Below are 14,076 nucleotides of genomic sequence, written 5' to 3'. Positions count from 1 at the left end.
GGCTTTTTTGGCCAACTGGACAGCAATCTGCCCAATCGCCCCCAGCCCCACCACGACTACAAAATCGCCGACCCGCACGTTGGCATCACGCACGCCGCTCATGGCGAACTGCGCCGGATCGTAGCAAACGGCGTTTTTCCAGGAGGCACCCTGCGGCATTTTGCGCAGCTTGTAGTTGTTCACCGCGTTAACGATCACCGTTTCCTGCAGCGGTGCGTAGCAGCAGACGCTGTCGCCGATCTGATATTCAGTGACGTCATCACCGCATTCGATAATGTCGCCAACAATCATGTTGCCCAGCTGGAACTTACCGAATTCGATCCCGCGGGCAGAACCCTCGTCACGCGGGGTAAACATCTGCCACTCCGCGTTGAACTCTTCATCGATAAACGGACTGGCGGCGCGGAAATCCACCACTTCGGTACCGTGTTTCGGCGCGCCAAAGCGAGCGCGAATTTTCACTTCATGAACCGCAACCGGACGATCTTCATATTCCACCAGCGCCGCCACACGAGGCGCTGTCGCAACTAATTTTTTCATGACTGACTCCTTGTTAAAATTGGCCGCCTCAGCCCTTCACGCCACCGGCGGTCAAACCACTTTTAATAAAACGTTCAGACAGGGCGTACATGATGACCACCGGAAGCGCCGTCACCAGCGATGCCGCCATCATGCGACCCCAGATATAATCTGGCGTGCTAAAGAGCGTGTTCAGCCCGACCGGCAAGGTGAAATTGCTGGCGCTGGACAGGAAAATGGACGCAAACAGGTAGTCGTTCCACGCCACCATGAAGCAGTAGACAAACACCGATACGAGCCCGGAAATCGCCAGCGGCACGGTGATGCGGAAGATGATTTGCAGGCGGTTCAGGCCGTCCATCATCGCGGCTTCTTCGATTTCGTCCGGGATGGTGTCGAAATAGCTGCGCAGCATGAACACCGCGGTCGGTAACGTTTGGGTCACCATGGTGATAATCAGCGCCAGCTCGGTGTCGTAGATCCCAAGGGCAGTGATGATTTTGAACAACGGCACCACCAGCAATATCCCGGAGAACATGTAGACGGTGTAAAAACTCGCATTGATCGTCGTGCGGCCCTTAAAACGCAGTTTTGACAAGGCGTAGGCCCCCAGCGTGCCGAGAAACACGGCAATCACCGATGAGGTCAACGACACCACCATGCTGTTTTTGAAATAGTCCACAAACGGGAAAATCAGCGGGTTAAAGATGTCGACGTAATGCTGCAGCGTCCACGCCTGCGGCAATATGGTCGGGTTAAGCGATATCGCCTCTTTCGCACTCTTAAATGACGTCATTAGCATCACGAAAAACGGGAACAGCGTGATGACCAGAAACACCGCCAGCCCCAGATAAAAACCAATGCGGCTCAGTACGCGTTTATTTGTTGCCATTGAGGTTTACCCTTTTTCTGGTCAGCAGAATCACCGCGAAGATGATCACGAACAGCACGACGGAAATCGCCGCTGCTTTACCCAAATCATTGAAAGCGAATGCCGTTTTGTAGAGGTAGACGCCCAAAATATCGACCTTGGTCGTCAACAGGTAGACATCCGCAAACATGTAGAACATCCAGATAGTGCGCAGCGTCACCACCGTTGCCAGCACCGGCATAATCGCGGGTAGCGTAACGATTCGAAAACGCTGCCAGGCATTCGCGCCGTCCATTTCCGCCGCTTCATACAGCGACTTATCAATGGTCTGCAAAATCGCCAGGAACGAAATGAACGCGTACGGGAAGTAACGCCAGATGGCGAACAGCACCACCAGTACAAAACTGCTGCCAGGATTGTCGAACCACAGCGGCGCCTGGTCATACAGATGCAGCAGGTCAACGCCCAGATAGTTCACAATGCCGTAGCCGTTGTTGAACATGTATTTCCATGCAAACACCAGCGAAATGGACGGCGTAACGTAGGACAGAATTACCAGTGAACGCGCCGTTTTCCGCATACGGAATTCACGATTAAAGAAGATCGCAACAGCCAGCCCCAGCCCCGTGCTGCCAATCACCACCAGCGCGGTGTACCAGAAGGTCATCCACAGCGAGTGCCAGAAAGCAGCATCCCCGAGAATGCGGATGTAGTTATCGAGCCCGACGAACACCGCATCTATACGCGGGTTCAGCGGCAGACGTAAGAAACTGATTTCAATATTGGAAATCATTGGCCAGGCCACCAGGCCCCCCAGCAAAATCAGGCTGGGGGCCAACAGCAGCATGGCGAAAGGCATATCTGAACGACCAGAAAACAACGTCTTCATAATTTCCTTCCGCAGAGCGCTCCTATCGTTGTGAAATCAGATCAGTCAGTCGCTTCTGGCTGTCACTAAGCGTGTTGCTGAGATCTTGTTTACCTACCGTGACGTTATGCACCATAGAACTGATAATGCCGGACCCGGTTACATCGCCCATGCGGGTGAAGTTTTTGTCGCCCACGGCACCAAACACCTGCACATTTGGGAACTGTGCAATCAGTTCGTAAGGCAGTTGCCCAAACGCTTTAATTACATCGTTGTTTTTCCAGGTATCAGTACCCACCACCAGCTTGTTCACCGGCAGTGCCGCGCCAGGCGACATCATGACCCAGTCGGTTGCGTTTTGAGCCTGTTCCATCCAGGTCACAAACTTTTCAGCCGCCTGAGTTTCATCTTCGGTTTGACCGGTGGTAATCGTCAGCGACGTGACCATGCCGTAAACTGCAGAAGATGTTTCTGTTGGGACGACGAAGCCCAGGTTGGAAGGGTTTCCATCCTGGAAAACCGCCGGCAGGATGTAGGTGGAATAAACCGCCATCGGCGCAGAACCGTTCATGAAGGCATCTTTGATCTCCATGACGTCGTTTGAACCCGGCATGGTGGTCGCGGCCAGGGCTTTATAAAACGCCAGGGCCTTTGCCATTTCAGGGGTATCGATGTCGACGTTCCCTTTGGCATCAAAAACGTTCGCGCCGCCGGAAAGCGCAAACTGGGAGAATGCCTGCTCTGTCATCACGCTTTCCGCGGTGGGCAGCGCAATGCCGTAATGTTTTTTGGCCGGGTCGTTAAGGCTCTGGCTGGCTTTTAGCAGCTGTTCCCAGTTATGCGGCTCCTGGATACCCGCTGCAGCAAGCACATCTTTGTGATACCAGACGCCGGATAGCCAGGCACTGACTGGCACCCCCGTCCAGGCAGAACCATCTTCCGTACGCACAACACGCAAGATGCCGTCATAGAAGGTGTTCTCGCCTACCGCTTTAATGGCTTCACCAATAGCTTTGCGATCCAGCAGCTGTTCCTTGTCCATGACTTTCGCGTAGTCATGACTGACTTCAATTACCTCAGGCAGTGCGCCCGTTCTGGCGAGCGTAATAACCTTGGTGTTGTAGGCATCCTCTTCTACCGGCACCTGTTTCACCGTGATGCCGGGGTTCTCTTTCTCAAATTTTTCGATCAGCTTCGTGATAACCGCCTGACGCTCCTGCTCGACAGATGAGTGCATAAACTCAATGGTGACAGCAGACTTTTTGTCATCCTTGCAGCCTGATAACAGGGCGCACGAAACCAGTGCTGATATCAGCACAATTCTGGGCATTTTCATTTTTAAGGTCCTTTTTAGTTTTCTTTAATCCACAACACCTGCCATGGATATAGGGTCAGCGTTTTATCTGTAATATCTTTTCCGGCAATCAACTCCGTTCCGGATTGAATATCGGACTCCACCGTTTGAATGCCATCGCTGAAATTAAACAGCGCCGTTATTTTTTCGCCACAATCCGCCACGCGAACGATTTTTAATACATGCTCACCTGACGCACTAAAATAAGCTTCACTGTCAGGATGGAATGCTTTTTCCGCCCGACGCAGCGCGATTAACTGGCTTAATGCGCAATAGACCTGAGAGCGCAGGCTATTTTTATCTTCAAGCACGCTATCAATTTGTCCTGCAATGTATTTTTCACGATTTATCGCGCGGTTGTATCCCAGACGTTCAACACCTGCATAATCATTACGCGAGCCGAGAATACTCTGGATATAAACCGCGGGCACGCCGGGGAAACTTAAGAGGACGGCATGCGCCAGAATAAACCGGGCAATCCGATGGCTATCAAGACTGTCACGCGTACTTAATGCATCCAGATAGGTCACATTAATTTCATAAGGACTGCGTGTACCATCCGGGTTATTTTTCCAGTTAACCAACGCCCCATCAGCCTGGAGTTTCTCCACAAGAGAGAGGATTTCCGACTCAGGTAAAATTCCGCGCAACGGATTCAGACCAATCCCATCATGCGAGGCCAGGAAGTTAAACCAGGTGGTTTTCGTCGAAGGCAGCCTCAGCGACGCTGCCCACTGGCTCAGCGTCCGGACGTCCTGACAATGCACCGCATGCAATACCAGCGGCGGCAAAGAGAACTGATAAACCATCTGCGCTTCATTTTCACCGTCACCGAAGTAAGCGACGTTATCTTTATGCGGAACGTTCGTCTCGGTGATAATCACCGTCCCCGGGGCGACAGCTTCAGTGATAGCGCGGAAAAGCTGGATAAGCTGGTGGGTTTGCTCAAGGTGGATGCAGTTTGTTCCGGGTATTTTCCACATGAAGCCCACAGCATCCAGACGAATGTATCGCGCCCCTTCAATCAGGTAATGCAGCAACACGTCCACCATCGCGATCAGCACCTGCGGAGAGGCAAAGTTAAGATCAACCTGCTCCTCGCTGAAGGTGGTCCACAGGTGTCGCACGCTGCCATCATGCAGCGTGAAAGGCGTAAGAAGCGGTAAGGCACGCGGACGCGTCACCGCGGATAAATCTGTTTCAGGATCGACAGAAATAAAGAAATCATCATAGCCAGGCGTTTGCTTCAGATAATTAGAGAACCATTTACTTTTGGCTGACATGTGGTTGCAGACGAAATCGAACATTAAGCTGGTGGACTGTTTTAATTCAGCTACATCTCGCCACGTACCCGTTTCAGGCGCAACCTCATGATAATCAATAACAGAAAATCCGTCGTCCGAAGACCATGGATAAAAAGGCAAAAGATGGACATGAGAAAAAGATTGGGAAAGCCATTTGTTATAAAAACGTGTAAAAACCGGCAGCGCCTTCTCCCCTTTCGCTGAAAACTGATCGGCATAGGTAATCAGAACAACATCTTTTTCATCCCATCCCGTTTTACGCTTCTCTGTAATAACAGAAGCGGCCTTTCCAATATTTTCCATCAGCACCTTAAACTGGGCTTCAGAAAACGTTACACCATAAACAAGATTAATGAGTTCTTTAATTTTTGCCTTCATTTCATTTTCCATGGTAGCGGTCCCACGAAGTGGCAATCTACTCCCATGAAAAATATCTGTCAACGGACCTGGAAGAGGAAAAAGGTGATTGCAAAGCAGCTCAGCGTAATATTGTGAGCTGCCGCAAAGAAAGCACGGGAAAAAGAGAAAATGCGGTTAACCGTCGTCAGTCCCTCTCCCGGAAGGGAAAGGGCTAACGCCAGCGGGGGTTATTGGGATAAGTAGCGGCGAGAAAGCCGTTTTGCCACCTTTTGCAACAGCGGTTCGAGCGCCACGGCCAGCACCATTCTGACCGGCTTGCGGGCAACGGATTTTATTGCCCACCCCGCCACACCTGCCGGTCCGAACCGTAACGCGGTCAGCAGGACCAGTTTACCTGCGATTTTCAGGCCGGGTTTTACCTTCTGACCGGCCTGTTGCCAGTGTTGTTTCATCTCATCTCTCTCTTAAAGCTGACGAAAACGACTTCTCAGCGTAAAGGTATCCGACGTGACATAGCGTTCCATTTCCCGTAGCCGCTTCTCACCGGCGGCGAGTTGCGCATCAACCGCATTGAGAAGATCGCTGCTGGTGGGGGCACCTTCCGCAGCCAGTTCTCCTTCCGGCATCGGGTCAAGGACAAACGACAGGACGATATATGCCACCAGGGTAATAAACGCCAGTCCGAAGAAGATCGATAGCACCGTGACCACGCGCACCAGTTTTACCGGGACATCAAGATAATGAGCCAGCCCGGCACAAACGCCGCGCACCATGCCCTGCTGCGGAATACGCCACAACTTTTTGTTCAGATTCAGTCCAGACATTAACGGTCCCTCCAGTTTGGATGTTCAGCATCCAGGATGGCTTCCAGCGCCTGAATGCGTTCGCGCATTTTGTTCGCCTCATCGGAGAGCTGAACCAGACGCTGTTGTTCACTCTGGGAAAGTTCGCCCCGTGAAGAACGGTTGCTGTAGTGCAGCCATAGCCAAATCGGCAAAACGAACAGCACGAAAATTGTCAGGGGAATGGCCAGAAAAAGCGCGCTCATGTGTACTCCTTGTCTTACGATGCGGCACGCTCAGGTGCCGCAGGAATTATTATTGGTTGTCTTGCTTCATTTTGGCTTTCAGTGCCGCCAGCTGCTCGCTGATTTCATCATCGGCCTTCAGGTCGGCGAACTGTTGATCCAGCGACTTCTGCTTACCGATGCCGTGGCTTTCGGCTTCCGCTTCCATCTGGTCGATACGACGTTCAAACGATTCAAAACGCGCCATCGCTTCATCAAGCTTACCGCTGTCCAGCTGGCGACGCACGTCGCGGGAAGAGCTTGCCGCCTGGTGACGCAGGGTCAGCGCCTGCTGACGCGCGCGGGTTTCGCTCAGCTTGTTTTCAAGCTCACCAATCTCTTTCTTCATACGGGTGAGCGTGTCATCCACCAGCGTCACTTCATGCTCGAGCGTCGCGACCAGCTCTGCCAGCTTCTGTTTTTCGATCAGCGCCGCACGAGCCAGATCCTCTTTATCTTTACGCAGCGCGAGTTCCGCTTTTTCCTGCCATTCGTTCAGCTGAGCGGTAGCTTGTTCAATACGACGCGTAAGCTGTTTTTTCTCCGCCAGCGCACGGGCGGAGGTAGAACGCACTTCAACCAGCGTGTCTTCCATCTCCTGAATCATCAGGCGAACCAGCTTCTGCGGATCTTCCGCCTTCTCAAGCAGTGAGTTGATGTTGGCGTTCACGATGTCGGCAAAACGAGAAAAAATACCCATAATTAAATCCTCATAGTTCTGTTATCGGGCTATGCCCTGCTGTACAGATAATACAAACATCATGCCAACTTTTTATCTTATTGATTTTACTGAGACTGATTGATTTTCATGCAGTAAAGAACTATTCTTGCCTGGTGAATATCGCTAAGGAGTGGTTAATTTCATCATGCCTGGATACAAAGACAATTTACTCGGCGAAGCAAACAGTTTTCTGGAAGTGCTGGAACAAGTTTCTCGCCTGGCGCCGCTCAACAAACCGGTACTGATCATCGGTGAACGCGGAACGGGAAAGGAATTGATAGCTAACCGTCTGCACTATTTATCCGGGCGCTGGGACGGCCCCTTCATTTCCCTTAACTGCGCGGCGCTGAATGAAAACCTGCTCGATACCGAGCTTTTCGGCCATGAAGCGGGCGCGTTTACCGGTGCCCAGAAGCGCCATCCCGGACGCTTTGAGCGCGCCGACGGCGGTACGCTGTTTCTTGATGAGCTGGCCACCGCGCCCATGCTGGTGCAGGAAAAACTGCTGCGCGTGATTGAATACGGCGAGCTGGAGCGCGTCGGCGGTAGCCAGCCGCTGCAGGTCAACGTGCGCCTGGTGTGCGCCACGAACGCCAACCTGCCGGAGATGGTGGCGGAGGAGAAATTCCGTGCCGACCTGCTTGACCGCCTGGCCTTTGACGTCGTTCAGCTTCCTCCGCTGCGCGAGCGCAAAAGCGACATCATGCTGCTGGCAGACCAGTTTGCGATTCAGATGTGCCGCGAGCTCGGACTGCCGCTGTTCCCCGGCTTCAGCGATTATGCACAGGAGACGCTGCTTGCTTACCACTGGCCGGGAAATATCCGCGAACTGAAAAACGTCGTGGAGCGTTCCGTCTATCGCCACGGCAGCAGCGAGACCGAGCTGGACAACATCATTATCGATCCTTTTCAGCGCAGCGTACCGTCTCTGACCGTGCCAACGTCTTCAGGCGATCACCCTACTCTCCCCCTTGATTTACGCCAGTTCCAGCACGACCAGGAGAAACAGCTGCTGGAGCAAAGCCTAAAGATGGCGAAATACAACCAGAAACGGGCGGCTGAACTGCTGGGTCTGACCTACCATCAGTTAAGGGCATTGCTTAAAAAGCATCAAATGCGCTGACAATATCAGCACTTAACCGCAGAGATTTTCACGGAGCATGGTCTGATAGATATTCTTCATAAGGTTTACAGCACTCTGCTGGCATCCTCACCCCGTTACTACCAAACATGCTTAATCACTAACCTGCCTGTAATGAAAATTTAGTAGGTTAACCAGCCATTTATTATCGATTATCATTTCTGCAAAATGACAATCGCAACGGGAGTATGAGCTTGCAGATTTGCATGATGGATTATGGTCGGCTGTCGCCAGATGGGAAAACGCTCAAGCTGGATTGTTACGGTATTGGATCGTTTGACGTACTGTCAGGAATTGAACGGTATATAAACAATCCAAACTGTTCAGATATCGAAAAAGCCGCTATACCGCCGGGTACTTACTGGATTGTTGACCGCCCCGCTGGCAGTTTTGTTAACCAGGTCAGAGCAGAATTTATCGATATGGTACACCTGTACAAAAACCATCACTCTGAATGGTTCGGTTTGTATAGCGCACAAACCATGAGCGATTACGTCTATGTTAATGGGGCGAGACGCGGGAGTTTCAGACTTCATCCTCTCAACACCGATGGTTCTGGTGTGTCGTGGGGCTGTATCACCCTTTACAGAGCGGCCGACTTCCAGATTTTACGGAATACGTTACTCAACCGGAAAAAAGTGATTGTACCCGGCGGTAAAGGATTGATGGCTTACGGACGTATTGATGTTCGTGGTGTACCTGACTTCAGTAAATGTGGTGTGAGATGAAAATCATAATATTCGTTGTTTTACTTATTGCCTGTTTTATCCTCTTACCGGACAGCTGGATTAATGATGTTTTCATGCAACATATCCAGATTTCAGGCGATGGTGAAGAAGCCATGAATAACTATGATTTCACAGCAATTCTGATCAAGTTTGGCCTGTCTGCAATGATAGCGTTTGTACTGATGATGCTTATGAAAGTGCTGAAAAAATGAACCAGGGTGGCAGGTACGCACGTAACAACAAAGTGAGCATTTTTACTCTATGCTATTTAAACTGTGCGTATGCCATTGCCTTACCCGTACTTGATCTGCTCTCAGATCTGGTGATAAACGGCCGCATTTTACCAGCTATTTTTCTTCAGAAAGTATGATCCCAGATCTGATAGCGACAACATGTCTTCCTGTCATTCGCGGCATACATTCACAAGCTTGATGCTATCCGCCGGAGCGAATCCTTCGTTTATAGCGAGTCAGATGCGCCACGAAAATGCTAAGATAGTCCATGAGGTATATTCAAAGTGGATTGCAGGTATGAACGTGCATCTGGTTGTGACGCTGAGTGACCGACTGCAAACGTTACTGCCCCCATTATGCCCTCAGGCTTAAACGACACTGGATAATGTCGTTTAAAATTAGTAGGATAGCCACTTCATATATAATACCTTAAAAATTATGCGTCTGGTTTTATCGTCCTTTTTTGCACTTGGTCTGTTTAGCAGCCTGGCCTTTGCCGCGCCCGGGCAAACGCCGCAGCCTGACATTCGTGACAGCGGCTTCGTCTATTGCGTAAGCGGCCAGGTGGATACCTTCAACCCGCAAAAAGCGGGCAGCGGCCTGATTGTGGATACCCTTGCCGCGCAGCTTTACGATCGTCTGCTTGATGTTGACCCGTACACCTACCGTCTGGTGCCTGAGCTTGCGGAAAGCTGGGAAGTGCTGGATAACGGCGCAACCTACCGTTTTCACCTGCGCGATGACGTCGCGTTTCAACGCACACCGTGGTTTACCCCCACGCGCAAGCTGAACGCAGATGACGTGGTCTTCACCTTCCAGCGTATCTTTAACCGCAGCCATCCGTGGCATAACGTTAACGGCAGCAACTTCCCCTATTTCGACAGCCTGCAGTTTGCCGACACCGTGAAAAGCGTGCGCAAACTGGACAACCGCACGGTTGAATTCACGCTGACGCGCCCGGATGCCTCCTTCCTCTGGCACCTGGCAACCCACTATGCGTCCGTCATGTCGGCCGAATACGCGGCTCAGTTGACGAAAAAGGATCGTCAGGAACTGCTCGATCGCCAGCCGGTTGGCACCGGTCCGTTCCAGCTGGCCGAATATCGCGCCGGTCAATATATTCGTCTGCAGCGCCATGAACACTTCTGGCGCGGTACGCCGCTGATGCCGCAGGTGGTGGTGGATCTCGGCTCTGGCGGAACGGGACGTCTGTCGAAATTGCTCACCGGGGAATGTGACGTCCTTGCCTGGCCCGCGGCCAGCCAGCTCACCATTCTGCGCGACGATCCGCGCCTGCGTCTGACGTTACGCCCGGGGATGAACATCGCGTATCTGGCCTTTAACACAGATAAACCGCCGTTGAATAACCCTGCCGTTCGGCACGCTCTGGCGCTGGCCATTAACAACCAGCGCCTGATGCAGTCGATCTACTACGGCACGGCGGAAACCGCCGCCTCAATTTTACCGCGCGCCTCGTGGGCCTATGACGGTGAAGCTAAAATTACGGAATACAATCCGGCAAAAGCGCGTGAACAGCTGAAAGCGCTGGGGGCAGAAAACCTGACGCTGCAGCTTTGGGTGCCCACCAGTTCCCAGGCGTGGAACCCCAGCCCGCTCAAGACCGCCGAACTGCTGCAAGCAGATATGGCGCAGGTGGGCGTGAAAGTGATCATTGTACCGGTTGAGGGCCGTTTCCAGGAGGCGCGCCTGATGGACATGAATCATGATTTAACCCTGACCGGCTGGGCGACCGACAGTAACGATCCGGACAGCTTCTTCCGGCCGCTACTGAGCTGTGCGGCGATAAACTCGCAGACCAACTACGCCCACTGGTGTAACCGGGAGTTTGACGCCGTGCTGCAAAAAGCGCTGGCTTCCCAGCAGCTGGCCTCACGTATTGACGCCTATGATGAAGCGCAGAAGATCCTCGCCCAGGAACTGCCGGTGCTGCCGCTGGCCTCTTCCCTGCGTCTTCAGGCCTATCGTTATGATATTAAAGGCCTGGTACTGAGCCCGTTCGGCAACGCCTCGTTCGCCGGCGTGTCGCGTGAAAAAGAACAAGAGGTGAAAAAACCATGATTATTTTTACCTTACGTCGGCTCCTTTTGCTGCTGGTGACGCTCTTTTTCCTGAACTTTGTCGGCTTCAGCCTGAGCTATTTCACGCCCCATGCCCCGCTTCAGGGGTCGTCGCTGTGGGATGCCTGGCTCTTCTGGTTTAACGGGCTGCTGCACTGGGATTTCGGCGTGTCCAGCATTAACGGGCAGCTGATTTCCCAGCAGTTGAAAGAGGTGTTCCCGGCCACGATGGAGCTGTGCATTCTGGCCTTCGGCTTTGCCCTGATGGTGGGGATCCCCGTGGGCATGCTCGCCGGGATCTACCGCAATAAATGGCAGGATAAGTTTATCAGCGCCCTCGCCCTGTTCGGCTTCTCCATCCCGGTATTCTGGCTGGCGCTGCTGCTGACGCTCTTCTTCTCGCTGACGATGGGCTGGCTGCCGGTTTCGGGGCGTTTTGACCTGCTCTATACGGTTAAAACGGTGACGGGTTTTGCCATCATTGACGCGTGGCTGTCCGATTCGGTATGGCGCCACGAGATGATCGTCAGCGCCCTGCGCCATATGGTACTGCCGGTGCTGACGCTGGCGGTTGCGCCGACAACCGAAGTGATTCGCCTGATGCGCCTGAGCACCATCGAGGTATTTGACCAGAACTATGTCAAAGCCGCCGCCACGCGCGGGTTGTCACGTCTGACCATACTGCGCCGCAACGTCCTGCACAACGCGCTACCGCCGGTTATTCCGCGTCTGGGATTACAGTTTTCCACCATGCTGACGCTGGCCATGATCACCGAGATGGTCTTTAGCTGGCCAGGCCTTGGGCGATGGCTGATTAACGCCATCCGCCAGCAGGACTACGCCGCTATTTCTGCGGGTGTGATGGTGATTGGTTCGCTGGTGATTATTGTCAACGTGTTGTCCGATATTCTGGGTGCTATGGCTAACCCATTGAAGCATAAGGAATGGTATGCCTTACGATAGCGTATACAGTGAAAAGCGCACGCCCGGCGTGCTGCGTACCGTGTGGCGTAAATTCTATGGTGACACCACGGCGATGATCGGCCTTTATGGCTGTGCCGGTCTGGTGTTGCTGTGCGTCTTTGGCGCGTGGTTTGCACCGTACGGCATTGACCAGCAGTTCCTTGGCTATCAGCTTCTGCCACCGTCCTGGTCGCGCTACGGTGAAGTCTCTTTCTTCCTGGGAACGGACGACCTCGGACGTGACGTGTTGAGCCGCCTGCTGAGCGGTGCAGCCCCGACGGTTGGCGGCGCATTTGTGGTGACGCTCGCGGCAACGATCTGCGGGCTGGCGCTCGGTATTTTTGCAGGATCCACGCATGGCCTGCGCTCGGCGGTGCTTAACCACATTCTGGATACGTTACTGTCGATTCCGTCCCTGCTGCTGGCGATCATTGTGGTTGCCTTTGCCGGTCCGCATCTGTCGCATGCCATGTTCGCCGTCTGGCTGGCTATCCTGCCCCGCATCGTGCGCTCGGTTTACAGCATGGTGCATGATGAACTGGAAAAAGAGTATGTCGTCGCAGCCCGTCTGGACGGTGCGACGACCTTCAACATTCTGTGGTTTGCCGTGCTGCCTAACATCGCCGCCGGACTGGTCACTGAGATCACCCGCGCCCTGTCGATGGCGATCCTGGACATCGCGGCGCTCGGCTTCCTCGACCTCGGCGCGCAGCTGCCGTCGCCCGAATGGGGTGCGATGCTCGGTGACGCGCTGGAGTTAATTTACGTGGCACCGTGGACGGTTATGCTGCCGGGTGCGGCCATTATGGTGAGCGTGCTGCTCATCAACCTGCTGGGCGACGGTATTCGCCGTGCGATTAATGCGGGGGTGCAATAATGCCGCTTCTTGATATTCGCAACCTCACCATTGAATTCAAAACCGGTGAAGGCTGGGTTAAAGCCGTCGATCGCATCAGCATCACCCTCGCGGAGGGTGAAATTCGCGGGCTGGTGGGTGAATCCGGCTCAGGCAAAAGCCTGATCGCCAAAGCCATCTGTGGCGTGGCGAAAGACAACTGGCGCGTGACGGCAGACCGTATGCGTTTTGATGATATCGATCTGCTGCGCCTCTCCCCCCGCGAGCGGCGTAAGCTGGTCGGGCATAACGTCTCGATGATTTTCCAGGAGCCGCAGTCCTGTCTCGACCCGTCCGAACGCGTGGGCAAACAGCTGATGCAGAACATCCCCGGCTGGACCTATAAAGGCCGCTGGTGGCAGCGCGTTGGCTGGCGCAAGCGTCGCGCCATCGAGCTTTTACACCGCGTCGGGATCAAAGATCACAAAGATGCGATGCGCAGCTTCCCTTATGAGCTGACCGACGGCGAATGTCAGAAAGTAATGATTGCCATCGCGCTGGCCAATCAGCCGCGTTTGCTGATTGCGGATGAGCCCACCAACGCGATGGAACCCACCACGCAGGCGCAAATCTTCCGCCTGCTGTCGCGTCTCAACCAGAATAACAACACCACCATTTTGCTGATCAGCCATGACCTGCAAATGCTCAGCAAATGGGCGGATAAAATTGACGTGATGTACTGCGGGCAAACGGTCGAAACCGCGCCGAGTGAAGACCTGATCACCGCGCCGCATCATCCGTATACGCAGGCGCTTATCCGTGCGATTCCGGATTTTGGCAGCGCGATGCCGCATAAAAGCCGCCTGAATACCCTGCCGGGGGCGATTCCGCTGCTGGAATCCCTGCCGATAGGCTGTCGTCTGGGGCCGCGGTGTCCCTATGCTCAGCGTAAATGTATCGAGACGCCACGCCTGACCGGGGCGAAAAATCATCTTTACGCCTGTCATTTCCCGCTGAACATGGAGAGAGAGTGAA

15 protein-coding genes and 2 pseudogenes are annotated in these 14,076 nt (G+C 53.4%); 8 read left to right on the top strand and 9 right to left on the bottom strand.

All coding sequences use genetic code 11. The features are described 5' to 3' along the window. From DOU50_RS17845 to pspA, 9 genes and pseudogenes are all read right to left on the bottom strand, one after another. Positions 1-540 (bottom strand): annotated as a pseudogene (locus DOU50_RS17845) (alcohol dehydrogenase); the annotation flags it as partial. Between the two features lie 28 nt (positions 541-568). Further along, positions 569-1,411: a carbohydrate ABC transporter permease gene (locus DOU50_RS17840; RefSeq protein ID WP_023335920.1), complete on the bottom strand. Its 843-nt coding sequence runs from the start codon at positions 1,409-1,411 to the stop codon at positions 569-571. Continuing rightward, positions 1,398-2,279 (bottom strand): carbohydrate ABC transporter permease, encoded by an 882-nt coding sequence (locus tag DOU50_RS17835; RefSeq protein ID WP_022648300.1) that lies wholly within the window; start codon positions 2,277-2,279, stop codon positions 1,398-1,400. Before DOU50_RS17835 ends, DOU50_RS17840 begins: the two co-directional genes overlap by 14 nt. Before the next feature lie 22 nt (positions 2,280-2,301). Next, positions 2,302-3,594 carry an ABC transporter substrate-binding protein gene (locus tag DOU50_RS17830; protein WP_024907143.1) on the bottom strand — a complete coding sequence of 431 codons (1,293 nt, stop codon included), beginning with the start codon at positions 3,592-3,594 and terminating at the stop codon, positions 2,302-2,304. Positions 3,595-3,608: 14 nt separating this feature from the next. Beyond that, a complete protein-coding gene (locus DOU50_RS17825; protein ID WP_148769846.1) occupies positions 3,609-5,306 on the bottom strand; it encodes a sugar phosphorylase in 1,698 nt (565 codons plus the stop codon). Between the two features lie 197 nt (positions 5,307-5,503). Continuing rightward, entirely contained in the window at positions 5,504-5,728 is a 225-nt protein-coding gene (gene pspD / locus DOU50_RS17820; protein WP_023312043.1) for a phage shock protein PspD, read from the bottom strand. Between the two features lie 12 nt (positions 5,729-5,740). After that, positions 5,741-6,100 carry an envelope stress response membrane protein PspC gene (pspC, locus tag DOU50_RS17815; RefSeq protein WP_008501237.1) on the bottom strand — a complete coding sequence of 120 codons (360 nt, stop codon included), beginning with the start codon at positions 6,098-6,100 and terminating at the stop codon, positions 5,741-5,743. After that, complete coding sequence (gene pspB / locus DOU50_RS17810; RefSeq protein WP_023312045.1) at positions 6,100-6,324, bottom strand: envelope stress response membrane protein PspB; 225 nt, start codon at positions 6,322-6,324, stop codon at positions 6,100-6,102. The genes pspC and pspB overlap by 1 nt, the downstream gene beginning before the upstream one ends. Before the next feature lie 49 nt (positions 6,325-6,373). Next, a complete protein-coding gene (gene pspA, locus DOU50_RS17805; RefSeq protein WP_021240283.1) occupies positions 6,374-7,042 on the bottom strand; it encodes a phage shock protein PspA in 669 nt (222 codons plus the stop codon). A gap of 166 nt (positions 7,043-7,208) precedes the next feature. Between pspA and pspF the strand changes: the two genes are divergently transcribed. The 8 genes and pseudogenes from pspF to sapD all read left to right on the top strand — a co-directional run bounded on the left by pspF (position 7,209) and on the right by sapD (position 14,075). Next, a complete protein-coding gene (gene pspF, locus DOU50_RS17800; protein ID WP_024907141.1) occupies positions 7,209-8,186 on the top strand; it encodes a phage shock protein operon transcriptional activator in 978 nt (325 codons plus the stop codon). A 206-nt stretch (positions 8,187-8,392) separates the two neighbouring features. Continuing rightward, positions 8,393-8,932 carry a DUF2778 domain-containing protein gene (locus tag DOU50_RS17795; protein ID WP_410374662.1) on the top strand — a complete coding sequence of 180 codons (540 nt, stop codon included), beginning with the start codon at positions 8,393-8,395 and terminating at the stop codon, positions 8,930-8,932. Further along, the gene (locus DOU50_RS17790) at positions 8,929-9,144 is read left to right on the top strand and encodes a hypothetical protein (protein ID WP_148769845.1); all 216 of its coding nucleotides are present in this window, start codon (positions 8,929-8,931) and stop codon (positions 9,142-9,144) included. Before DOU50_RS17795 ends, DOU50_RS17790 begins: the two co-directional genes overlap by 4 nt. Before the next feature lie 195 nt (positions 9,145-9,339). Next, a pseudogene (locus DOU50_RS23910) lies at positions 9,340-9,537 on the top strand (site-specific integrase); the annotation flags it as partial. A gap of 66 nt (positions 9,538-9,603) precedes the next feature. Further along, positions 9,604-11,244, top strand: a complete 1,641-nt coding sequence (sapA, locus tag DOU50_RS17785; RefSeq protein ID WP_148769844.1) for an ABC transporter substrate-binding protein SapA — start codon at positions 9,604-9,606, stop codon at positions 11,242-11,244. Continuing rightward, positions 11,241-12,206 carry a putrescine export ABC transporter permease SapB gene (gene sapB, locus DOU50_RS17780; protein WP_024907137.1) on the top strand — a complete coding sequence of 322 codons (966 nt, stop codon included), beginning with the start codon at positions 11,241-11,243 and terminating at the stop codon, positions 12,204-12,206. The genes sapA and sapB overlap by 4 nt, the downstream gene beginning before the upstream one ends. Beyond that, positions 12,193-13,083: a putrescine export ABC transporter permease SapC gene (gene sapC, locus DOU50_RS17775; protein ID WP_024907136.1), complete on the top strand. Its 891-nt coding sequence runs from the start codon at positions 12,193-12,195 to the stop codon at positions 13,081-13,083. Before sapB ends, sapC begins: the two co-directional genes overlap by 14 nt. Beyond that, positions 13,083-14,075, top strand: a complete 993-nt coding sequence (gene sapD, locus DOU50_RS17770; protein WP_008501228.1) for a putrescine export ABC transporter ATP-binding protein SapD — start codon at positions 13,083-13,085, stop codon at positions 14,073-14,075. The genes sapC and sapD overlap by 1 nt, the downstream gene beginning before the upstream one ends. Position 14,076: the final 1 nt, after the last annotated feature.

The sequence above is a fragment of the Enterobacter sp. C6 genome (assembly GCF_008122455.1).
In the GTDB taxonomy this organism is placed as follows: domain Bacteria; phylum Pseudomonadota; class Gammaproteobacteria; order Enterobacterales; family Enterobacteriaceae; genus Enterobacter; species Enterobacter pseudoroggenkampii.
This window is presented reverse-complemented; position numbering and strand designations above follow the sequence as displayed.